The 23,185-nt window shown below is 59.4% G+C and carries 17 protein-coding genes and 1 pseudogene; 8 read left to right on the top strand and 10 right to left on the bottom strand.

Annotated features, from left to right (window positions below):
* Window positions 1-247 precede the first annotated feature (247 nt).
* The 3 genes from QMG56_RS12520 to QMG56_RS12510 all read left to right on the top strand — a co-directional run bounded on the left by QMG56_RS12520 (window position 248) and on the right by QMG56_RS12510 (window position 4,251).
* Entirely contained in the window at window positions 248-2,071 is a 1,824-nt protein-coding gene (locus tag QMG56_RS12520) for a toll/interleukin-1 receptor domain-containing protein (protein WP_281822802.1), read from the top strand.
* A gap of 106 nt (window positions 2,072-2,177) precedes the next feature.
* Window positions 2,178-2,594 (top strand): hypothetical protein, encoded by a 417-nt coding sequence (locus tag QMG56_RS12515; protein ID WP_281822801.1) that lies wholly within the window; start codon window positions 2,178-2,180, stop codon window positions 2,592-2,594.
* A gap of 52 nt (window positions 2,595-2,646) precedes the next feature.
* Complete coding sequence (locus QMG56_RS12510; RefSeq protein ID WP_230188255.1) at window positions 2,647-4,251, top strand: TRAFs-binding domain-containing protein; 1,605 nt, start codon at window positions 2,647-2,649, stop codon at window positions 4,249-4,251.
* Here the strand turns inward: QMG56_RS12510 and QMG56_RS12505 are convergent.
* The 8 genes from QMG56_RS12505 to QMG56_RS12470 all read right to left on the bottom strand — a co-directional run bounded on the left by QMG56_RS12505 (window position 4,246) and on the right by QMG56_RS12470 (window position 15,957).
* Window positions 4,246-4,944, bottom strand: a complete 699-nt coding sequence (locus QMG56_RS12505) for a Crp/Fnr family transcriptional regulator (protein WP_230188256.1) — start codon at window positions 4,942-4,944, stop codon at window positions 4,246-4,248. The two genes, QMG56_RS12510 and QMG56_RS12505, sit on opposite strands and share 6 nt — an antisense overlap.
* A gap of 206 nt (window positions 4,945-5,150) precedes the next feature.
* Window positions 5,151-5,801 carry a hypothetical protein gene (locus QMG56_RS12500; protein ID WP_230188257.1) on the bottom strand — a complete coding sequence of 217 codons (651 nt, stop codon included), beginning with the start codon at window positions 5,799-5,801 and terminating at the stop codon, window positions 5,151-5,153.
* A gap of 18 nt (window positions 5,802-5,819) precedes the next feature.
* A complete protein-coding gene (locus tag QMG56_RS12495) occupies window positions 5,820-6,623 on the bottom strand; it encodes a hypothetical protein (RefSeq protein ID WP_281822800.1) in 804 nt (267 codons plus the stop codon).
* Window positions 6,624-6,647: 24 nt separating this feature from the next.
* Entirely contained in the window at window positions 6,648-7,349 is a 702-nt protein-coding gene (locus QMG56_RS12490) for a hypothetical protein (RefSeq protein ID WP_281822799.1), read from the bottom strand.
* A gap of 84 nt (window positions 7,350-7,433) precedes the next feature.
* Complete coding sequence (locus tag QMG56_RS12485) at window positions 7,434-9,716, bottom strand: hypothetical protein (protein WP_281822798.1); 2,283 nt, start codon at window positions 9,714-9,716, stop codon at window positions 7,434-7,436.
* A 557-nt stretch (window positions 9,717-10,273) separates the two neighbouring features.
* Window positions 10,274-11,695 (bottom strand): efflux transporter outer membrane subunit, encoded by a 1,422-nt coding sequence (locus QMG56_RS12480; protein WP_281822797.1) that lies wholly within the window; start codon window positions 11,693-11,695, stop codon window positions 10,274-10,276.
* The gene (locus QMG56_RS12475) at window positions 11,692-14,832 is read right to left on the bottom strand and encodes a multidrug efflux RND transporter permease subunit (protein ID WP_281822796.1); all 3,141 of its coding nucleotides are present in this window, start codon (window positions 14,830-14,832) and stop codon (window positions 11,692-11,694) included. The genes QMG56_RS12480 and QMG56_RS12475 overlap by 4 nt, the downstream gene beginning before the upstream one ends.
* 18 nt (window positions 14,833-14,850) lie before the next feature.
* The gene (locus tag QMG56_RS12470; protein ID WP_281822795.1) at window positions 14,851-15,957 is read right to left on the bottom strand and encodes an efflux RND transporter periplasmic adaptor subunit; all 1,107 of its coding nucleotides are present in this window, start codon (window positions 15,955-15,957) and stop codon (window positions 14,851-14,853) included.
* Window positions 15,958-16,177: 220 nt separating this feature from the next.
* On the opposite strand from QMG56_RS12470, the gene QMG56_RS12465 reads away from it, so the two are divergent.
* The 5 genes and pseudogenes from QMG56_RS12465 to QMG56_RS12445 all read left to right on the top strand — a co-directional run bounded on the left by QMG56_RS12465 (window position 16,178) and on the right by QMG56_RS12445 (window position 20,150).
* Complete coding sequence (locus QMG56_RS12465; RefSeq protein ID WP_281822794.1) at window positions 16,178-16,876, top strand: response regulator; 699 nt, start codon at window positions 16,178-16,180, stop codon at window positions 16,874-16,876.
* On the top strand, window positions 16,873-17,964 hold the full coding sequence (locus QMG56_RS12460) for an ATP-binding protein (protein ID WP_281822793.1): 1,092 nt from the start codon (window positions 16,873-16,875) through the stop codon (window positions 17,962-17,964). Before QMG56_RS12465 ends, QMG56_RS12460 begins: the two co-directional genes overlap by 4 nt.
* Window positions 17,965-18,503: 539 nt before the next feature.
* Window positions 18,504-18,736: pseudogene (locus tag QMG56_RS12455) on the top strand (IS110 family transposase); the annotation flags it as partial.
* A 33-nt stretch (window positions 18,737-18,769) separates the two neighbouring features.
* On the top strand, window positions 18,770-19,600 hold the full coding sequence (locus QMG56_RS12450) for a 23S rRNA (adenine(2030)-N(6))-methyltransferase RlmJ (RefSeq protein WP_230188266.1): 831 nt from the start codon (window positions 18,770-18,772) through the stop codon (window positions 19,598-19,600).
* Between the two features lie 229 nt (window positions 19,601-19,829).
* Window positions 19,830-20,150, top strand: coding sequence for a hypothetical protein (locus tag QMG56_RS12445; RefSeq protein ID WP_281822792.1), 321 nt, complete (start codon window positions 19,830-19,832; stop codon window positions 20,148-20,150).
* Window positions 20,151-20,280: 130 nt separating this feature from the next.
* On the opposite strand, the gene guaA is transcribed toward QMG56_RS12445, so the two are convergent.
* On the bottom strand, window positions 20,281-21,840 hold the full coding sequence (gene guaA, locus QMG56_RS12440) for a glutamine-hydrolyzing GMP synthase (protein WP_281822791.1): 1,560 nt from the start codon (window positions 21,838-21,840) through the stop codon (window positions 20,281-20,283).
* A 48-nt stretch (window positions 21,841-21,888) separates the two neighbouring features.
* The gene (locus QMG56_RS12435) at window positions 21,889-23,151 is read right to left on the bottom strand and encodes a TCR/Tet family MFS transporter (protein ID WP_281822790.1); all 1,263 of its coding nucleotides are present in this window, start codon (window positions 23,149-23,151) and stop codon (window positions 21,889-21,891) included.
* Window positions 23,152-23,185: the final 34 nt, after the last annotated feature.

Here is a 23,185-nt window from a genome sequence, read left to right as displayed (position 1 = left end):
CTACCCCAAGATCAGCGCATCAGCAGGGTCTGCGCTGCGCTATCCCGAGGGCTCCACGCAGCCCCTGCTTTCCTCAACGTGTGACATTTCTATATGGCAGAAATTGTGACTTCTCTAAATGGCAGGAACACAAAGGTCTGGCATTGGCATAAACGAATAACGCGAATTATTATATTTCATAAACAGCCTTCGCGGGCGTCATAATCGCGCTTGGGAAACATATGTGCAAGTTTGCGGTGTTGTCCTTATGAACAGGGTATCGATGGGGCACGACTATTACGCCTTCATAAGCTACAGCCACAGCGATGAGGCGATCGCCAAATGGCTTCACAGGAAGCTGGAAACATATCGCTTCCCATCAAGGCTAGTTGGCAAGGTGACCGGCTTCGGCCAGTTGCCCCGCAATTTGGTTCCGATTTTTCGCGACAGGGAAGAGCTGTCCGCCGGATCATCCCTGCCTGAAAAGGTGCAACGGGCGCTAGCTGCTTCGCATGCGCTGCTTGTCATCTGTTCGCCGGATGCAGCCGCCTCCGCCTGGGTCAACCGGGAGATCAAGGAATTCAGAGCGCTGCACCCCGAACGGCCGATCCTGCTCGCGCTGGTCGACGGATCGCCCGAAACGGCCTTTCCCCCTGCGATTGCGCCGGGCGAGGCATTTGCCCCCTATGAACCGCTCGCATCGGATCTGAGGCCGGAGGGAGACGGCCGGCGCCTCGGCCTGCTCAAATTATTGGCGGGACTGGTGGACATTCCACTGGGCGATCTGGTGCAGCGCGACGCGCAACGCAAAATGCGCCGCGTGACGACTGTCACGATAGTTGCGCTGCTGGCTGTGGCAATATTATCGACGTTAACGATCATGGCAGTTCAGGCCCGCTATGAGGCGGAGCGTCAACGGGCCTCGGCGGAAGGTTTGATAGAATTCATGCTTACCGATTTGCGTGAACGGCTGGAAGGTGTCGGCAGGCTGGACATATTGTCGGCAGTCAACAGCCGCGCGCTTGACCATTACCGGCGACAGGATCTCGACCGGCTGCCAGTATCCTCGCTGGAACGGCGTGCGCGCATCCTGCTGGCTATGGGCGAGGATGACGAACAACGCGGCGATTTCGTCCGCGCGCTTGCCCAGTTCGAGGAAGCGGCGCGCACCACCGGACGATTGCTGGAACAGGATCGTGATGATCCTGAGCGCATTTACGCCCACGCCCAGAGTGAATTCTGGTTTGGCCTCATCGCCTGGCGCACCCAGCGGGTCACGGCGGCTCAAAAGGCGTTCGAGCGTTATGAGCAACTGGCGAACCAGCTCGTCGAACAGGAACCCGCAAAGCCTGACTGGCTGATGGAGGCGGGCTATGCGGCGAGCAATCTTGACACTTTATTGCTCCGCGATCGTGGAGACGCGCACGCCGCCGAGAAACGGTTCCGCGCCTCGCTGATCCGGTTCGAGAAAGCGCTGGCCATGAAGCCGGAGGACGACAGCGTAAAATGGGACATCGCCGATTCCCATGGATGGATCGCCGACGCCTATCGCGCCCAGCGGCGCTATGCCGATGCTCTGGTCGAGCGACAGCGGCAGGCCGATATTCTCCAAGACCTGATCGTAAAATATCCCCGCAATGTTCAATATAGGCGCGGGTGGCTCAGCAATGACATGGGCACGGCCTTGGTCGAACTGGACTCGGGCGCCACCATCGAAGCGGAGAAGCGCTTGCGGGAAACCTATCGCCGGGCAAACGAGCTGGCGGCGATGGACCGGGCCAATGACAATCTGAAAAAGCAGCAGATAGCGACCGGCCTGTTTCTGGCAAAGGCGATCCTGCGCAACGCTCCGTCCCTGCCGCCTCCCGCGCGCCGGGAATGCAGCCGCCTGCTAGCGGACTGCACTTCTGCCACAGCGCGTGGCGACGCGGAGATCGGACAGTTTTGCGAACTTCTCACCGCTCGGTTGGAGCGGCGCAAGCCGAGCATCCAGTTGGCCGATATCGCGGTAAAAGGACAGTTTTCTCCACGGTGGGGCATCGATTTTTCGGCCGAATTCAGCGATGACAATATTAGTGGGGGAAAAAAATGAACGCACAGGCAACCACTCACACCGAACGGAGGTTATAATGTCGAGCCAGATTCTTCCTATTGCTCCATCCGACAAAGACGAGTCGTCATCTAGAAAGCAGATCATCATGATCCTGCAAAATATCGACCCGCTTAACCCCGTCGCCCGATTCGTCCCGGAACGCTGCGACAGGGACGGATGGGGACCGTTCGATATCAATACCGCTACGGTTACCGCCGGACAGGCGGAAGAAGTCAGCGTCCGTGTCGTGATCCTGCAGGATAATCTGGTCTTCATGACCGGCGAAGAGGATGTGACTGCGGGATGCGCGACTTCGCAGAAATATTTGCGGCGCGTTTCTCATCCCTCTTCCGAACCGGCACGGGATCTCGAATTCCTTATCGCCCCCCTTGGTTCCAACGATCGGGAGCTGCAGTTCAATCTGGGACTGATCGCTTTCGGAGAAAAAACCGATAGCGACGGGAAGCCTATCCGCTGGCGCCTGCCTTTCATCCTCGACCCCAAAATTCGCAATATGAGTTAATTGTGGGAATGCATTCGCTTGATCCGGGTATCGCTTCGTCAGCGAGTGGTCTGTGAGCATCGGACAACGGCGATCCTTGCTGCTGCCGATAATCGCATATGCACGGGCAGGCGCGCTGGATCATGCCTGGCGCCTTTTTCAGCAGGCTGGGCTCGATCGCCAAGACGACGATCCGCGCGCGCTCAGCCTCAAGGGGCGGTTGCTTAAGGATTTTGCGCTGCGTTCCGCCGGTGAAGAGAGGTTGCGCTTCTATCGTGAAGCAGCGGCGGCCTATCAACACGCCGCTGAAATCGGGCAGGCGAGCTACCCGCTCATCAATGCGGCAACCCTTTCGATGCTGGCCGGAAATGAAAGCAAGGCCGGCATGCTGGCGACCCTGGCAATCGACAGGATCAAGGCCAATCCCGATGAGCCGGAGACGCCCTACTATCATGCCGCCACCATCGCCGAAGCACTCCTGTTGCTGCGGAGGGAGCCGGAAGCCCGCGCGACGCTGAGGGATGCAATCGCGCTTGCACCCAGAGCGTGGGAAGATCACGCATCGACCCTCCGCCAGTTCGCCCTGATTCTGGGAACGCAACAGGCGTCGAGCGAATGGCTCGATGCGCTGCGGCCGCCGCGTTCGCTGCATTTCAGCGGTCATATGTCATTCAGCGCGGAAGCGACGGATGACGCGCTTCTGGCGCAAATCGCCGGGATGATCGCGGAAGAGAATATTGGCTTCGGATTTGGGGCGCTTGCTGCCGGAGCAGATATCATCATCGCGGAGGCTTTGCTGGAAGCGGGTGCCGAAGTTCATGCGATATTGCCCGGAGGGGTCGAGGCGTTCGCGGCGCGTTCGGTCGATCCGTTCGGTTCGGCATGGCGCAAGCGCTTTGACGTTGTGCTGGAACGGGCCGAAATGATCCGCCCAGTGCGTCCGCTGGATAGTCTGCCGGACGAGGCGGTGATCGACACCGCTGCCATCATAGCGATGGGTCTGGCTATCAGACACGCACAAGGGCTGGAGAGCGAAGCGATTCAGTGTCTGGTGGTCGATCCCGACCAGCCGCACACGGCGTTAGGCGCATCGACGACACGGGCTGCCGATGCCTGGAACCGGGCGGGGATGCGCCAGCGATTGATCACGGCCTCACGGCAAAACATCCTTGTGGACCATCATCACGCAGAGCCGGAGGAAAAAGCGCAACGCGCTTTCGCTATGCTGGCCATTGGATCGCGCGAAGCCACCGGCGATGCCCTACCGTCCGAAAGCGAACTGGCGAGCCTTCACGAAGCGGTCGCCGGTCTGCATCCGGCAATGCCGCCATTCTGGTCGGGCAAATATCTCATACTGACGTTTCAGCACCCGCAGGATGCTATGGATGCTGGAGCGAAGCTGAGCCGGGAAGGCTGGGCCGTCGGAGGAGATTTTTGCGTCGGCCTGCCAATCTTCGACCCTTTTACCGGGAAGCAGCGCTTGCCTGCGCACTCGATTGCCGCCTGCTGCGGCGCGTGCGCGTCCTCGATGGACGGTGGTTTTCAGGCCACGGAAGATCTCGCCGCGACGCTCATCCTCCAGTCGCCCGGCAACTGCATCGCTGAGCTGGTCGGCGAATTCGCACCCGCCAATGGCGAATTCCCGATCCCGCTATTCTCCTTGCGTCCCCACCTATAGGATCATTTCTTCCAGCCGGTCGGGCGCGACGATGACCAGACCGTCGCCGTCGCGGCGGATCAATCCGCGGCGGTAGAGAGCATTGACGGTGCGCGACACGGTTTCCCTTGTGGTTGCGACCTGCAACGCCAGTTCGGAAAGCACGGGCGTAGGGCGGATTGTCATATCGCCATTTTCCCGCGCGCGCTGGAGGAGTTCTGCATGAATGCGCCCAACCGCGCTGAGCGCCGTACGCTCGTACATCCGGCGGGTCGTCTTGCGAAGACGATGAAGCAGCATACGGGAAAGCGCGAGACCGATACATCCGAACTGCTCGGCCAGCATGGCGAGTTCACCGGCATCTATGACCAGCGCAGTGACATCGCCGGCGGCAATGACATCGGCGTCCTGCGGTGTTCGGTCCGCTTCTTCGAGGGCTCCAAAAAGCTCGCCCTGATGATATTCGTGCAGTAAGATCACCTGGCCGTCGACAGAATAAAAGAGCGCCTTGGCAAAGCCCGACACGATAAGATAGGCGAGACCGACAACGTCCCCCTGCCGCAGGATCACGCTGCGCGAACGGAAGTTGTTCAGCCTCCCCGCGCGCGCGACCATTGCCGCGATTTCGTCCGAACAGGCAAAGGCGCTCGCTACCGCGGCGATTGCCGTTTCGTCGGTTCTGGAGGAAAGCGTCTTCATGCGGGGGACAGGCATAGCCGTCCTACCGTCAAGTGCAACGGAGCAGCGGTCCTGATCATCCCGAAATTCATGGATGAAGCCATCCTGTACAGATATCGCTTTCAGTGCTCTATCCTGTCCGGTCATAGTCCGGAATGCACTAATCGTTCATTCCCGGACGTGGTTGACGCAGTAAACAGCTCCCCCGCGCGCAACGGAGGAGCTATACATTACCGCATGCTTCAACAGTGCGAAGAGGCTTTCTCCAGAAAGCGCTCATCCGTGATCGAGATGCCTGGCGAGGTTACAACCGCGAAAAATACGGTCTGCCCCGTCACGATTTCGACCTTGTCCGGCTGAGCCTTGCCGTCGGCGATCATGACGATCGTCCCGTCGCCCAGCTTTGCCCGCCATTTCCGGACGTCAGCCTCGCATTTGCATGCCGGATCGACGACCTTGACGACACCGCCAATGCCGCTGCCATAGGCGTCTTTCCAGCTATATTCGCCGGGATGTCCAAAGGCGTGGCTATAGCCGCATTCATTGGTCAGGCGGCCACTGTCGAAAAACTCGTGATCGCCGGCGATGACGAAGGGCGGGACATCGGCGCTGACGCAGTTCCACAGAACCAAATCGCCGACATCGATCGTCAGTTCCTTGTTGTCGGGCGCATATTGCGCGCTGCGTCCCTTGATGAAGACATTATGCTGCTTCATCTCGCCAGCCTTATCGCCGTCCTTGACGACAATCATATAGGGCCGGTCGTCATTGAGCGCGGCTGTGCCCGCAGGCAGGATGTGATAGGGATATTTCCCCGGCCGCATGAACCGCTGGGCATAGCAATCCGTGCGGCGGATGGCGCGGCTGTCGAAGATATTCTGGTTCATGTTCATGATGAAATTCCTTTCCTGTCAGGCCGAAATATCGGCGGTGAGGACCAGTTCATCCTCGGCGCCATTGTGCGCGACCGAGGCGGCGATGGCGTCGATGACGATATCGACTTGGGGATCGACGGCGCTTTGCGCAGGCAGCACTGGGAAGAGCTGGGGTTGATCGTAGATCGGGATTTTGATCCCGCTTACGAAGGGCGTCAGTATCGGCCCCAGAAAACCGGTCAGACCTGCTATGCCGATTGCCAGCAATATCGCGTTGACCGCCAGCGCCAGAAACGGCCCGATGAACGGGATGGCCAGCAGGATCGGCGTGACCGCCAACCCGATTGCCGCCAGCAGCGCTGCTGTGGTTGCGCCGAATTGCAGGTTGGGGATGCCGACGATTACCGCTTGCACCTTCCAGACGCCGCCAACGAGACTGATGTCGAGCCGGAAATCGGCATCGGCCTTGATGAAATCGGCAAAATGCACCGGAATGCTGATCGTCGGCCAGTCGATGCAGATCTTCGGCGTGCAGACCCTGCCGACACAGGGTATGTTGATACACACCTGCGGCAGGCAAAAGTCCGGCAATATCGTGCTCAGGTCGATGCCAAAGCTGAAATTAATATCCCAATCGACCCGCAAATCGTCGATCCGGATGATGTCTGGTGGAATGAGGTCGACATCGCCGTTGGTCAGGCTTGCGCTGACCGCATAGCTGGCGACGAACGGCCCCAGGCTGCCCGAACCGCTGTCCGATTGTACGGGAATGAGGCTGATCGCCGTGTCCAGCAATGTGTTGGCACCCGCTTCATCGAGCGCCGCAATAATCTCTGCCATGATATATCTCCTTGCCCGCAGCGCTCAAAGAGTGCCGCGCATCTTGATCTGATCGTCCTCGATTAGCGGGCCGACCGTGGGAACGAGCTGGAACGCGCCTGCGCGCAAGGCCCGCAGCGGCAGACGGATTTCCGCCAGTACCGCCTGCAGGATCATGAAGAGCAGGCATTCAAGGAAGGATTCGAGGTCGGTGGGCTTGATATCGACAATCTCGACCTGATCGACCGCGAATGCGATCGCATCCTCTCCGTTCGACGCCATCACATGCTCCAGATGGCCGACCAGGAAAACTTGCAGCTTGAAACAGGTCAGCTCCGCGATCGGATGGGTATCACGCGGCTTGTCCGGATTGTCGCCATGCGTCGGGCTGTTCGGCCGCGGCGGCTTGGGATCGATCCGGATCTTGCGGCAATCAATGCAGAGTTCCGCATCCAGTCTGCCGCTGAACTGGCCCGGCCCCAAGACCAGTTCCGGCGGCAACGGATCGGTCTGCTTGAATAAGTCGATACGGGGAACGCCAAGGCGTATCCGCCAGTTGATGCCGCCCGGAATGCCCGGAAAGGGGATTCCGGGCATCGCCGTTTCCGCAACGGTGGTGACCGGTACGAAGCTGGGCGATCCATAAACCAGATAGCGCGGACGATCCGTGCAAAAAGCGGTGATGAGGTCGTTCAGCGCCGTTTCGTGAACGCTGGCGAAAACGGCTTCTGCTTCTGTGAGACTCATGATGATTCTCCTTTCATGGGTGAGAAATGCGCCAGACGGGATGGTCGGAGAGTCCCCGCTCACCCCGCCTGGCTTGCCGTCGTCCTAGTCAGCCGGAGTGAGGGCGAAGGCTCGCAGGGAGACCTGTGCCGGGTCGGCTGCGCGCGGCGCATCAAACTGGCTAAGGCGGCCATAGCCGTCGGTCGCCAGCGCATAGACGTGCAGGGCCTCGCCGAAAGCAGCGCGGATGCAAGGGGCTTGCCCGGCCGGCAGGGCCTCGGTGAACAATGTCGCGACGGGCAGAGTCTTGCTGAACTGATCGTCCGCTCGCACGAAGCCGTTTGCGGATGCCGCATCGACATGCCCCACCGCGCTTGCCGAAGGCAGAAGCGTGGCGACGCGGCCGACGTCGAAGTCGAAGCTGGCATAGTTTCCGGGCTGGCTGGCGCGGAAGGCGATTGTGACCGCCGCACCGGGCTCATATTCCAGGAAACCGCAGGGCGTGTCATTTGCGCCCGGTGCCACCGTCACCGGCAATATGGTTCCGAAGCATTGGCGATTGTCGACATGCAGCACCAGACGATAAGCGACTGCATGGCCGGCGCCGTCGAGCAACAGTCGATCGTGCACGGCGGGCTGTGTGACGTAGGTGCCTTCGGTGAGCGGTGCCGGATCGACGATCTGGTTGATGCCGACGCCTTCCGCGGTGAGATCGACTCTGGTCATTACCCCGGCAACCTTGCGGAACAGCTCCAGCTTCAGTTCATATTTTCCCGGAGCCAGCCCTTCGGTATTCAGATAGGCGCTGGCGAGGTCGAACCCTTCGTCGAGGATTTCCCAATCTTCGCCACCAGCGGGCAGCACCGGGTCGATCTCGACGAAATAGCCCGTCACGCCCGGCGCGGGGCCGATTTGAAGCGATTTGTAAACGACCGGCGCGCCCGGAGGTGTCGCTTCACGGTAATGCCGCGATACAGGGGCATCGATCACTGTCCAATCAGCTTCGGACGCGCTTCCGAGCGTGCGGTAGGACCAGCGATAATGGGTGATGTTCGCAGGGACCAATCCGTCACCAAAGTCGATGCGCGGTTCGAGCGTTGCGCCGAAAGGAGACTCCTTCGTCGCATCGATCCAGCCAGACTTGACAGTTCCTGCCTTGGCGGGGTCCGCCGACGGGTCAGCCAGCGAAGGTTCGCGGTTGATCTCGCCCATGCTGACCTGACGGCCGATCGTCTTGACGACGATCTGCTTGCCAAGCACCTCCGTACCGGTGCCGCAACCTGGAACGCGCGGATCGGTGACCGTGATCTTTACCTCGGTATTGCAGGGATAGTTCCACCATATATGGCAGGGAATGGGCGGGCGATGGACCGTCGTCCATGTGCCGCCGATCGAATATTCCACCCAGAAATACAGGTCCGGCTTGTCGCCTGAGCAGGGATACCAGATGGTCGTTTCGAAATGGCCGTCATCGTCGGTCATGACCACGCGCAGTTCATCGCAGCGATAGAACCAATGGTGTAACCAAGGCCAGCGGCAAATCCACGGGCGGATGATGGTGAGATTGTCGACGAGCGCGCGGCGCACCACCGTCACCGATTCCGACAGCAGGCTGGAAAGCATGGGCTGCGAAAGCTGAGTGAAGGCAGAGGACTGACCGAAGCGGCCCGCGAGAAGAGGCGCGTCTACTGGCGGGTCCGGCTGCGGATTGAATGCAATCTTATCGCCCCGCGATCCGCTGACAATCTGCCTGACCTGAGTCTTTTGGCGCAGGCTTGCAACATCCATAGAGGCGATCCGAATATCGTTGAGCGGTCCGGGATCGGGAATCGGGATTTTCGGCTTCGGGATCGGCTGGCGCAGAATATCCAGCAAGTCGTCGCGAATACGAATGATGTCGAGATCGGGCAGGCGCCAGATGATGAACGGCAGCCGGTCGACCTCGCAAATATGAACGCGCGCATTGCAGACCGGCGCTTCGACCACCACTCCGCCCGCCGAAACGGTGCGTTTTGCGATACGTCCGCGCACTCGGCAGATGCACAGCGGCCAGTGCGGCCAGAGAATGTCCGGAATGGGCGGCAGCTCATAGACCGGGCGTTGCGGGTCAAAGCGCCATTGCGGCTCAAAGGCATCCATCTGCTCCAGCGCATGGAGCGAGGGCGACGCCTCACGCTTGCCGTCAAACGACGGGCCGATTAATAGCCGGGCGCCCTTTGCCACGCGTTCGACGGACAATTGAGCCTTGCCGTTTTCCACGGGCGCGGAGCCGAGCAGTGCGCCCGCCCGCTCGAACAGATAGGCCGTTATGGGGATCGGTTTGTCAGGTCGTCCCTCGAAATCGACCGCTATGGTGAAACTTGTGGGTTTTACGCTTTTGCTTTCCATGGCTGGATCTCCTGTTTGAGGGCATGCGCCCCCGTTTCGCGAAGCGCTTTGCGTTTGCGCGATTGGTCCATCATCGTCAGAGGCAGCGTGGACGAAGCACGCAGCTTTCCCTCGCCACAATCATGGTGTGGACGGACACAGTCTCTGACTTTCTCGTTGTGTTTTTATCGCCACCATCACGCTTGCGCGGTGGCTGATTAAAGCCGGAGCAGCGAACCCAAGGAAAACGCCGGCCTATGGACAGATCACCTGTCCACGATGCAGATAGTAAACCTATGTGAAGGGGTTGAGCGTGATGGATGTCACGCCCGATGTCATGAACAGAATCAACGGCTTATTATGGACGAAATTCCGTATTGAAATACGATAGGCCGCCCGATTTGGTCGATAAACGCCAACATATCAGCGATAGTCCGCGCTGAAATCAATATTCTGAAGTCCGTTTATCCAGTCGAGCTATTTCCCGCATTTGGATGCAGTTTTGACGGCGGATTTGAATGTCTTCGCTGACCCCGGTTTGCGCCCGGTTTAATCAGGGCCACGCAACGTTCTAGCCCTTATTCAATTAAACCCCCACCAAGCGCACGATACAGACCGATCGCATTGGACAGACTATCATGCTGGAGATCGAGCAGCGCCCCGCGTGCAGCGAAATCTCCGCGCTGCGCGTCGAGAAGCTCAAGCCGACCATCAACACCTGCACGATAGCGTAAAGCGGAAAAACGAAGGCGCGCGCCGGCGCTTGCGGCCGCCCGCCGCTGCGCCTCCATCTGTCGGTCGAAGGTAGCGCGCCCTGCAAGGCCATCGGCGACTTCGCGAAACGCGGCCTGGATCGCGCGCTCATAGCTGGCGATCGCGATCGAACTACGAACCTTTGCAAGATCGAGGTTACCGCGAAGCTGGCCGCCTTGGAAAACGGGAGCGGTTATCTGCGGGACGAACGACCACGCACGATTGCCGCCGCTGAACAGATTTTCCAGGGCGAGGCTCGAAAAGCCAAGCGCTGCCGTGAGCGACAGGCGCGGAAAAAAGGCGGCCCGCGCGGCACCGACATCGGCGTTGGCGGCAACAAGTTCATGCTCGGCCTGCCGTATATCGGGCCGATGAATGAGCAGGTCAGATGGCAGGCCAGCCGGCAAATGCGTGCGAATGCCCTGCATCCCGAGTGCGCGCGGTGCGGGCAGATCTTGCGGAAGCGGACTTCCGACCAGCAGCGTCAGCGCATTGGTCGCTTGGGCGAGCGCACGCCTGCGCCCTTCAAGATCGGCTTCTGCCTGGCTTACTTGCCCCTCAGCCTGCGCGATATCCAGGCCGCTGTTCTGCGCAGCCGCATGCATGCGGCGAGCAATTTCGAGCGAACTGCGCCAGTCCAGAAGCGTTGCTTCCGTCAGCTTTAGCTGTTCCTCTGCCAGACGTTCGTCGACATAGGCATCCGCGACCGCGCCGATGAGTGAAATCCGTGCCGCACGCCGCCCTTCATCGGTGGCCAGATAACGCTCAAAAGCGGCCTGAGACTGAGATCGCAACCGGCCGAAAAGGTCGATCTCAAAGCTGGTAAGCGCTGCCTGAGCCGTAAACTGTTCGAACTCGAAACCGGTTTGGCCTGTGCTGGTGTTGCCACCGCCTATCGCTGCACCTGCGGTTGCGGCAGGTGTTCGTTGCCTGCTGTAACCTCCAGTAGCCTCGATCGCAGGCAGCCCCACGCCGCGCTGCACACGATACTGCGCGCGCACAGCCTCGACATTGAGCGCCGCTATGCGCAGATCGCGACTTTCATTCAAAGCCAGCGCGATCAGCCGCTGAAGGCGAGGGTCGGGGAACATTTCGCGCCAGTGCAATTCCGCCGCGTTGCCTGGATCGGTTGCGTGTGCGCCCGGAAAGGTTGCGGAAACCGGCGCTACCGGGATATCCAGCCGGGGGTTCATCGAACATCCTGCAAGAAACACGGCCGACAAAAGAGATGTGGTGCGCCATCTCATGCCAGGAACTCCCCTTCGGGGGCAGGCCGTCCCTTTTGCCCCGCCCTTTGCTTCCCAAGTTTGTCTGCAAGGCTGAGAATCACGACGAAGAATACGGGCACGAAAAACACCGCAAGGACAGTCCCCGTGATCATCCCGCCAAACACGCCCGTACCGATTGCGTGCTGTGTCTCTGCGCTGGCACCGCCAGCAACCATCAGCGGGACGACGCCCAGGGTGAACGCCAGACTAGTCATCACGATGGGACGGAGCCGGACTTTTGCCGCTGTCGACGCTGCCTCTGTCAGACTCATTCCCTGCTCGCGATACTGTTTGGCAAACTCGACAATCAGGATCGCATTCTTGGCAGAAAGGCCGATGATCGTGATCATGCCAACCTTGAAGAAAATGTCGTTGGGCATTCCGCGCAGCATGACGGCCGCAATCGCGCCTATCAGTCCCAGCGGAACAACAAGCATCACGGACAGCGGTATCGACCAGCTTTCATAAAGTGCAGCCAGCACCAGAAAGACGACCAGCATCGAAAGCACGAGCAGCATCGGCGCTTCTGCACCGGCCTGTTTTTCCTGCAAGGACTGACCGGTCCATTCAATCGCAAAGCCCTTGGGGAGTTGGGCTGCAAGCCGCTCCATTTCGGCCATCGCATTGCCGCTTGAGACACCCGGCGCCGCCGTGCCAGCGATCTTCATAGAAGGATATCCATTGTAGCGTGTGAGCTGGAGCGGCGTCTGACCCCATTTCGGGGTCACCACTTCAGAAAGCGGCACCATCCCGCCCGTGTCGTTGCGGACCTGAAGTTTCAGCACATCGGACAATTGCATGCGAAACGGTGCGTCAGCCTGGATAATAACCTGCTGCATCCGTCCACGCTCAGGAAAATCATTGATATAGAACGATCCCATTGCAGCCGAGATGGTATCGCTGATGGTCGCGAACGAGACACCAAGCGCTTGTGCTTTTTGGCGGTCAATATCGAGTTCTACACTCATGCTATCGGGCAGGTTCTCGGAATAGACGCCTGTTACCGACTTGCTCTGTGCGGCGGCTGCGATCAGTTGCTGCTGCGCGGCGAGCAGCGCTGCATCTCCCTGATTGGCGCGGTCCTGCAATCGCAACGAGAAGCCGGACGAATTGCCCAGTTCCTCGATTGCCGGCGGCATCAGGCTCATGACCTGGCCCTCCGGCACATGGGCCATCGTCTTGGTCGCGGCTGCGATTTCTGCTGTTGCCGTTTCTCCATTACGGTCGCCCCAATCCTTTAGCATGGTGAAGGCCATGCCGACATTGGAGCCGGAACCGGCAAAGCCGAAACCGAGAATGGTTTCCACGTCCTTGGTGCCCGGACGTGCCATGGCATGGTCCTCGTACCGCTTGACGATGTCGAGCGTCCGCTCTGTGGTGGCATCGGCCGGAAGCTGGAAAATTGTCAGGAAATAACCCTGATCCTCTTCGGGCAGAAATGCGGTGGGCAGGCTTGTAAAGCCGATAACCATCAAGCCTACGACAAGCGCGAACCCGGCCATGGCCCTGCGTGTATGGCGCAGCAGCTTTCCAAGCCAGCTGCAGTAACGATCAACCAGCCGCGAAAACAGGTTATCGAACCCTGTGAAGAACCGGTTCTTCTGCTGATGGCCATGAACGGGCCTGAGGATCGTTGCGCACAGCGCGGGCGTGAGCGACAGCGCCAGAAAGGCAGAGCACAGGATCGAGACCGCCATGGACAGCGAGAACTGTCGATAGATTGCGCCGACAGAACCAGTCGCAAAGGCCATCGGGATGAACACGGCCGACAGGACCAGCGTAATGCCGATCACGGCACCCGTGATCTCCTTCATCGCCCTGATCGTGGCCTCTTTCGGTGACAGTCCATGCTCGACCATCAGCCGCTCGACATTTTCTACCACGACGATCGCGTCATCAACGATGATGCCAATCGCCAGTGCCATGCCGAACATCGTCAGAACATTGATCGAGAAGCCGGCGAGTAGCATCACGGTAAAGGTGCCGAGCAATGCAATCGGCGCGACGATCGCTGGAATGAAGGTGTAGCGAATATTATGAAGAAACAGGAACATCACCAGAAAGACCAGCACCATTGCTTCGACGAGCGTCGTGGCAACCTTCTCGATCGATATCTTGACGAAAGGCGCGGTATCGAATGTGACGGCTGCCTGGACACCGCGGGGCATGGCTCTCTTGAGCTCTTCCAGTCGCGCGACCACGGCCTGCTGTGTCTGCACGGCGTTCGCACCGGGAGACAACAGGATGGCAATGCCGGCGCTAGGTTTGGCGTTATTGCGTACCGAAAAACTGCTGGTCTGGGCGCCAAGTTCCACTCTGGCTACGTCACCCAGCGTGACACTCGATCCGTCAGCTTTCGCTTTCAAAATCACTGCAGCAAACTGTTCGGGCGTGCTGAGCTGACCGGTGGCCGTTAGCGGTACTGTAACCCGTTGCCCCGACACTGCAGGGGAATCGCCAAGCTTGCCTGGTGCGATCTGGATGTTCTGGGCTGCTATAGCGGCGGTGACATCGCCGATCGACAGATTGTAGGAAAGCAGTTTCATCGGATCGAACCAGATCCGCATCGCCTGCTCGGATCCGAACAACTGCGTACGACCGACTCCCGGAATCCGCTTGATTTCCGGAATGACGTTGCGCGCGGCATAGTCGCCCAATTGGACCGGGTCATGGCTTCCGTCCGGGGAAAAGAGATCCACGATCATCAGGAAGCTCGACGAGGCCGCTTCCACTGTTACGCCGGTTTGCCGCACCATTTGGGGTAGGCGCGGTTCGACAGTTTTCAGCCTGTTCTGAACGTCCACCTGCGCTAGTTCGGGGTCGGTGCCTGGCTTGAAGGTCGCCGTGATAGACGCCTCACCAGAGGTATCGACCGAAGATTCGAAATAGAGCAGGTTCTTTACACTCGACAGCTCCCGCTCGATCAGGCTGACGACATTGTCGTTCATCGACTGCGGAGTAGCGCCGGGATAGCTCGCATTGATAGTGACCGACGGCGGCGCCACGGTTGGATAGCGGGCAATCGGAAGCTGTGGGATGGCAATGAGCCCGACCAGCACGATCGCGATGGCTATCACCCAGGCAAAAATCGGGCGGTTGATGAAGAACTGAGGCATGGGTCCGACTCTTCGCGCTTAGCGAGACGTGGCGGCAGGCCGCCAGGCGATGGAATTTACCGGTACATTGGGTTGAATCTTGCTCTGCCCCTCGACAACGACCGTGTCGCCTGCCCGTAGTCCGCTCGAAATGACGTAGCGACCATCGATCACGTCGCTGGCAACCACATCGCGCGCACGAACGCGCCCCTGACTGTCGACGATATAGACTTGGGCCTTGCCTTGCATATCCCGCTGCACTGCCTGCTGTGGAACGGTGATCGCCTGCCGCACCAATGAGCGAAGCAGGCGCGCACGTACAAACATGCCTGGCAGCAGACGCTGATCGCGGTTCGGCACGAGAATGCGAACGACGGCATTTCCGGTACTGGGATCGACAGCGATACCCGAAAACAGCATTTTTCCCTTTACAGCATAGGGCTTGCCGTCAGTGGAAAGGATCTCGACCATGGCATCCTGATCAGCCGTCCCCGCCTTGATCGCTTCGCGAATGGCATCAATGCGGGCCACCGGTTGTCGGACGTCCACATAGACCTGGTCGATCTGCTGGACCCGTGCCAGCGGATTGGGGTCATTTGTCGATACAAGCGCACCCTCGGTTACCAGCGCCTCTCCGATCCGACCGCTGATCGGAGACGTGATACGTGCAAATCCCAGATCCAGCCGACGGCGCGCAAGAACCGCGCGAGCTTCTGCAACATCGGCCGCCGCCTGATCGCGCGCTACGGCAGCATCGTCATAGCTCTGACGGCTGATCGCATCTGCATCGACCAGCGGACGCAGGCGATCCGCCTGTAGCTTTGCGCGTGCGAACATTGCCTCTGCACGCCGTAGCGCCGCCGCAGAGCTGTTCGCGTCGGCCTGATAAGGCGCGGAATTGATCTGGAACAGGGGCTGCCCCGCCCGCACCTCTCCGCCTTGCTCAAACATTTGGCGCTGAACAATACCACCGACTTGCGGGCGAATTTCCGCGATCTGGTAGGCCACTACGCGGCCGGGCAACTCGTCGAACGATGCGACAGGTCCCTCCTGGACCTTCATCACCGTCACTTCGACCGCAGGAGGCAGCGGCTGCTCCTGCTGCGAGCAGCCGGCAAGCACGATCGCAAGCGCGCTGGCTGCCACAAGGACGGCTCCTTTGCGAACCTTTCCAATCATAAAGTTATTCGTCTCCGCCTGTGGAAGGCTTTCCAAAACCGATCTTCATCGGAACACTGATCTGGAAGCTCTATGGCAGCGGAGCGTCGATCTTATGTGGGCACAGTGTTGCGGTTGTGTGGAGACACGTAGCCTGTCCCGGCTAAAATCTTCTAAGGAGCAAAAGCTCCGAAGGAGGAATCACAGCATGGAACCGGACAACGCGCTCGTGCTCGTCGTCGAAGATGAAGCCGATATCGCAGAGATAATAACCGCTTATCTTGAGCGCGAGGGCTTTCGCTGGGTCCATGCCAATGATGGGGCGACTGCCATTGAATTGCACAGGGCGCTCAAGCCAGACATCGTCCTGCTGGATGTAGGGCTGCCGCGCAGCGACGGTTGGGAAGTTCTCAGTGAATTGCGCAGACGCGGCAGCACGCCCGTGATCATGGTCACGGCCCTCGACAAGGATATCGACAAGCTTCAGGCACTGCGGATCGGTGCTGACGACTATGTGGTCAAGCCGTTCAATCCGGTCGAAGTCGTTGCTCGGGTCAGGGCAGTGCTGCGGCGCTCGGCAGGCCATTCCAGTCGAGGGATACTGCGCGTCGGCGCACTTCAGCTCGATCCGGAAAGTCACTTGGCAAGCGTCGTCACCGATGGCGAGCTGGTTCATCTCAATCTCACGCTCACAGAATATCGCCTACTGGTCCACATGGCTGCTGCGCCGATGCGGGTGTTCAGTCGCGGAGAACTGGTCGACGCCTGTCTACCCGGTGGCGACGCACTCGATCGTACGGTGGACAGCCATGTCAGCAAGCTTCGCAGAAAGCTGGCCGATGCCGGGCTCGATGACATGCCGTCCGGCGTACGCGGCGTGGGTTATCGTCTGGTGGCTATTAGATGAAGCCAATCACCGGCCTTGGACGGCAAGTCGCCATTTCGATGGGCTTGGGCGCGGTCATGGGCATCCTGGCGTCCTATGTTGGCATCTATCTGTTGTATTTGACGGCCTACAATTTCTTTCCATCCCTTGTGCCCCAAAGCGAAGAAGGGGTGTCCGGTCCATCAGCTACAGAACTCATAGTTCTGGCAATCATTGCCGCGTTGGTACTCTTGATCACAGTCACGATGGCTCTGCGCCTGGCCAGCCGGATCATAGCGCCGCTAAGCTCAGTTGCGGAGGCAGCGAGACGCATAGCTGGTGGTGATCTGAGTGCCCGGGCAACAGGTGGCGATGATCTGCCGGGTGAAGCCGCGGCGCTGGTGGCAGACTTTAACAGTAGGGCCGTTCGCCTTGAACAAAGCGCCCGCGACATCGTGAACTGGAATGCCCAGATTGCCCATGAGCTGCGCACGCCTCTTACTATCCTGCGTGGTCGAATGCTTGGCGTCATCGACGGCGTGTTTGTTCCTGACGAAACGTTGTTTCGCAGGCTTCTGGAACAGGTCGACGGCTTGTCCCGACTGGTGGAGGATTTGCGCGTCGTAAGTTTGGTCGAGAGCGGGCAACTGCGTCTGGAAGGGAAGGAGGTGGATGTCGCGCGTGAGATTGCAGATTTTGCCGGGCTGGTTGAGCCAGCTCTTGTGCAGGCTGGCTTTACCCTCAGCATCAGTTTGTCCCCGGGGAAAGCGTGTTTGGATATGACGCGCATTCGCCAGGCCTTGCTTGCGCTGGTTGATAATGCGCAACGCCATGCGAACCCTTGCGAGCTTCGTATCGATGTCATCATGAACAGCGACGACGTTGCCTTGCGGGTCGTCGATCAAGGACCGGGTTTGACCGAAGCGTTTGAGAAGGACGCGTTCAAACTGTTCGCACGGGGAATCCAATCCGACGAAGAAAACACTCCCGGTTCGGGACTCGGTCTCTCCGTGGTCCAGGCAATCTCCAAAGCGCATGGGGGCTCAGTTGGCTATGGCTCAGAGGGAAAGGCCTGCTATTTTACGATGACAATTCCAAGATGGTTACCTCAATCGGTACGCTCAGACTAGCGGATGACGGCGGTCCCAATCCCCAGCGAAGCGCAAGTTGCTATAGGGTTTCACGTCCCTGACGGAAAATCGCATACCGGCACTATCTCCAAAGGGCATATCGCGGCCAGACTGAACGGATGACAGTTCATTGCGCCGTTGGCTCTCGAAGCTGGCTGTCGGGACTGTCCGACCTTTCGGACGTCAGGTGACCCAGCGGCGCGCCGCAAGCTGTGCCCGCATTCAAGAAAATCAAAAATGGTTGGGAGAGGCAAGGATGGTGAAAGCTACTTTCGGTCTGAATTACCGCTATTCAATGTCCAATGGCCTATTTAGGGAAGGTCATCGAAAGCAACCCTAGCCGTGCAAGAAGCGATCAGCGACGAAGTCATGACGCGGGAGCCATATGGATCTTTTAGTTAGGATAATGTTGGGTAGCGAACGACCGGCCGTAGGCAGATGTGATGGGAAAGCGGATAAGGTGAATGGCTCCCGCTCACGGCATCTAAGTTCCAAGATGGGTTTGTTGTCATGCGACCCTAGGAAAGGAGCCACCCACCATGGAGATTAGCTCGATCAAGCTGGATTTGGCCCAGAAGGTTTTTCAAGTTCACGGTATCCGCGCGACCGGTGAGGTCGTCATTCGCAAGGCGCTGGGCAATCGCAGATGCTGCCATTTTTCGAGAAGCTGTGCGAGGCGATCTGCGAAGCGGTCACACGTCAAACCATGCAGTTCGTGCTCATCAAGTCGCGCGAGCAGCAGGCGGCGCTGGCGCTGCATTCCGGTCAGGATCGCGAAGGCAGATTATCAGGATTTTGAGTCACAATGAATTATCGCCATTCCTTCCATGCTGGCAATAGCGCCGATGTCGTGAAGCACAGCCTGCTTATATCCCTAGTGCGGGCCTTGCAGCACAAGCAGGGCGCGCTGACTCTGATTGACACCCATGCTGGCTGCGGGCTGTACGACCTTTACGGCGATGAGGCTCAGCGCACTGGCGAGTCCACGCAGGGCGTGCTGCGGGCCTTTGACGACCCGAACCCCTTGTTGGACGACTATCGCGCCGCCGTACGGGCGGTGAATGTGGGTGGCGAACAGCACCTTTACCCCGGCTCGCCGCGGATTCTCGCCCAGCTTTTGCGCCCGCAGGATTTTCTGATCCTTAACGAAAAACATCCCGAAGATGCCTATGCCCTGCGCGGCGTGATGCGCGGCACATCCGCTGCCGTGCATCAACGCGACGCCTACGAGCTTTGGCTGGCGATGCTGCCGCCCCGCACGCCTCGCGGCGTAGTGGTGGTCGACCCGCCATATGAACAGACGGACGAACGCGCCCGTATCACAGCCACCCTCGCTGCGGCGCACCGCAAATGGGCGCATGGCGTGACGGTGATCTGGTATCCGCTGAAAGACCACGCCACGCATTCCCGGTGGAAACAGCAGTTACGCAAGCTGGGCATCCCGAAATTGCTGCGGGTGGAACATTGGCTATACGATAGCGAGCAACCCGGCATCTATAACGGCGCAGGCCTCTATATCGTCAATCCGCCCTACGCTTTTACGCAGGCACTGCCACCTCTGCTGGAAGCCTTGCGCGCGGCGTTAGCGCCCGAAGGGCATAAGGGCGAAATTATATCCGATTGGTTGAGCGACTGAAATAAACCTCATGCTAACCGCGCTTCAGGTTACAAACAAATTGGGTCACGCGGACTTTTGAAACATGGTTTCACGCCGGGTGGCTGTGCTCCAGACGATTGTGTTTCTGCGCCGTTGGCGACGGACCCGGTCGCGTGATCCTGTTCGCTCAGAATGGCAACCGTGGGCCTCGAGAAAACCCTGCGATACCATGGATAGAGTACCGCTGCTGACATGCTAAGGGTATACCATGTTTCAAGCACACGGCCGCAGCGGCACTGTCGAGATCGACGGTTTCAAATTTGATTGGCAACTCGTGAGCGAGCCTCAATTATCCTCTTCCGATGGCTGGAAGGGAATGACTGTCTCCCTACGTCAGAGAGACATGCCGCGCGAGGCCGTACTGGAATTTCCGACCCCCAAGCGCCTGTTGAAAGGACTGCCAAAAGGGCGTTTGCACATCAACGATGCGATTGCTTCGCGAGGGGTGCGGGCAGCATTATCGGCAGGATGGGATCCTGCATCGCGAGGCAAACCCACGGTTTTCATGGTTGACTCCAATGGTGACTAAGGGGGCCTAAATCGTGCATCCGCGCCATCGCAGATATACATGGAGACGGACGGCATCGTACCATTCGTCCGCTGACGCACCCGGGAAGCGGTCGGTCATACGCTGAGCCCCCCCTCTGGAGGAGCCTAATTCATTCCCACTCAATGGTGCCAGGGGGTTTCGACGTGTAATCGTAAACCACGCGGTTGATACCCTTCACTTCATTAATGATCCGGGTCGCAACGCGGCTTAGAAACACCGCGTCAAAGGGATAGATGTCCGCGGTCATGCCATCGGTGCTGGTGACGGCGCGCAGGGCGCACACGCTGTCATAGGTGCGCAAATCGCCCATCACGCCGACGGTGCGGACGGGAAGCAAGACGGCAAAAGCTTGCCAGATGGCATCGTAGAGGTTCGCGTTGCGGATTTCCTCAAGATAGATGGCATCTGCCTTGCGTAATATGTCGCAGCGTTCCTTGGTCACTTCGCCGGGGATGCGGATCGCGAGGCCGGGTCCGGGGAACGGGTGGCGACCGACGAAGACGTCCGGCAGGCCCAGTTCCTTACCCAGCACGCGCACTTCGTCTTTGAAGAGTTCGCGCAAGGGCTCGACCAGCTTCATGTTCATGCGTTCGGGCAGACCGCCGACATTGTGATGGCTCTTGATCGTGACGCTGGGGCCGCCGGTGAAGGATACGCTCTCGATGACGTCCGGATAGAGCGTGCCTTGCGCGAGGAAATCTGCGCCACCAACCTTGCGTGCTTCTTCCTCGAACAGTTCGATGAAAGCGCCGCCGATAAATTTGCGCTTCTTTTCCGGATCGGTGAGACCAGCGAGACCGCCGAGAAATCGTTCTTCTGCGTTCACATGGACCAGCTTGATGCCATAATGTTCGCGGAACAAGGTGACGACCTGTTCCGCTTCGCCCAGTCGCATCAGCCCATGGTCGACGAAGACGCAAGTCAGTTGGTCGCCGATCGCTTCATGAATGAGCACGGCAGCAACGGCAGAGTCCACGCCGCCCGAAAGTCCGCAGATAACGCGACCAGTGCCGACTTGCGCGCGAATTTCCGCGATCTTGGTTGCGCGAAACTCCGCCATGGTCCAGTCGCCAGCAAGCCCGCAGACATGGCGAACGAAATTCGCGAGCAGCTTGCCGCCGTCGGGCGTGTGGACAACCTCGGGATGGAATTGCGTGGCGTAGAAGCGTTTGGCTTCGTTCGCGGTTACGGCCAGGGGCGCGCCTTCGCTGGTTGCGACGACTTCGAACCCTTCGGCAAGGCGCGTGACCTTGTCGCCGTGGCTCATCCACACCTGATGCTTGTCGCCGGGTTGCCAAAGGCCATCGAACAGCGCGCAGGGCTTTTGCACGTTGATGAACGCGCGACCGAATTCGCCGCTGCCGCCCCCTTCTACCTTACCGCCAAGCTGCTCCATCATCGTCTGCTGACCGTAGCAGATGCCGAGGACCGGCACGCCAGCGTCGAAGATTTCCTGCGGTGCGCGCGGTGAATCGTCCCACATTACGGAAGATGGACCGCCCGACAGGATCACCCCCTTGGGCTGCATCCGGGCGAAAGCTTCGGCGGCGCTATTGAAGGGAGCGATCTCGCTGTAAACACCCGCTTCGCGAACGCGTCGCGCGATGAGCTGGGTCACCTGACTACCGAAGTCCACGATGAGAATGGAGTCCTGAAGGGGCAGCGTCATAGAATCGCCTTTGCTTGGAACCGGAGAAACGGTGGGGTTCGCGACCGGTTAGTGCCCCACCGCGTCGTTGTCCAGCAACAGGCGCCCATCGGATGAATCCCGCCGCCCCGCAAGCCATCCCAGCAGCGCCGCCCCGCCCAGTACCGCCGCCGCAATCAAAAATGCACTGCCGATGAAGGGCAAAGTCGGATCGGCACCGACCGACAGCGCATAGACGCCGCCGAAAAACAAAGGCGAGACAATACCTGCAATGCTCGCCACGCTGTTGTTGGCACCTTGAAGCTGGCCTTGTTCGCTTTCGGACACGCGCCGGGTCATGAGTGACTGGATCGTCGGCATGGCCAGTCCCCACAATGCGTTGGGCAACATCGCGGCGACAAACATCCAACCGGTCGGGGCAAGCCCCATGCATGCTATGCCGATGGCACCGAAGGCCAGGCCGATCACCATCGTTCTGCGATCTCCGATCCGTTTCACGACGGGGCCGACGAGCAATCCCTGCACGCCCATGTCCAATAAGCCGACAAGTGCAAGCAGGCTGCCGACCTGCCACGCACCCCAGCCATATCGATCCCCGGCATAGAGAACGAACACGGCAGAGAAGAGGTGGTGGGCAAAATACAGGAGGAAGTTGACGACCGCGAGGCCGGACAGCTCGCGATGGGAGCGTAGCAACGTGAGAGCACCGAAGGGATTGGCGCGTCGCCAACTGAACGCCATGCGCTTTTCGGGGGGGAGCGATTCCGGCAACACGAACACACCATAGATGAACGCCAGAGCGGACATTCCGGCGGCCACCCAAAAGGGCGCGCGTAAGGAGACTTCGCCCAATATGCCGCCCAGCAATGGTCCGGCGACAAAACCCGCGCTGAACGCTGCCCCGATCAGGCCGTAACCGCGAGCGCGATCTTCAGGTGCGGTGATGTCCGCCATATAGGCGAACACAGAGGTGAAGCTGGACGACGTTACGCCAGCCAACAGCCGTCCTACCGCCAACCACCACAAGTTCGGTGCAAGCGCCATCAGGACATAATCAAGCATCAGCCCGCAGATCGAGATCAGAATGACGGGCCGCCGACCGAAACGGTCGGACAAGGATCCGATGATAGGCGAACAGACGAACTGCATCCCTGCCCAAAGCGCGACGAACAAGCCATTCCACAGCCCGGACCCGCTGCTGGAGCCTGACAGGGTCTCGATCAATTGCGGCAGGACCGGAATGACGATGCCCATCGACATGACGTCAAGGAGGGCCGTAACCAGAATGAACGCGATGGCCGCATTACGACGGGGGAGAAGGCGACCGGACATGGGCGTCCTACTAAGGGGGATGCGAGATGAAGCC

The organism is Sphingobium sp. BS19, assembly GCF_027925545.1.
Lineage (GTDB): Bacteria > Pseudomonadota > Alphaproteobacteria > Sphingomonadales > Sphingomonadaceae > Sphingobium.
Note: the sequence above shows the minus strand (reverse complement) of the source record. Positions and strands in the feature narration are given on the sequence as shown.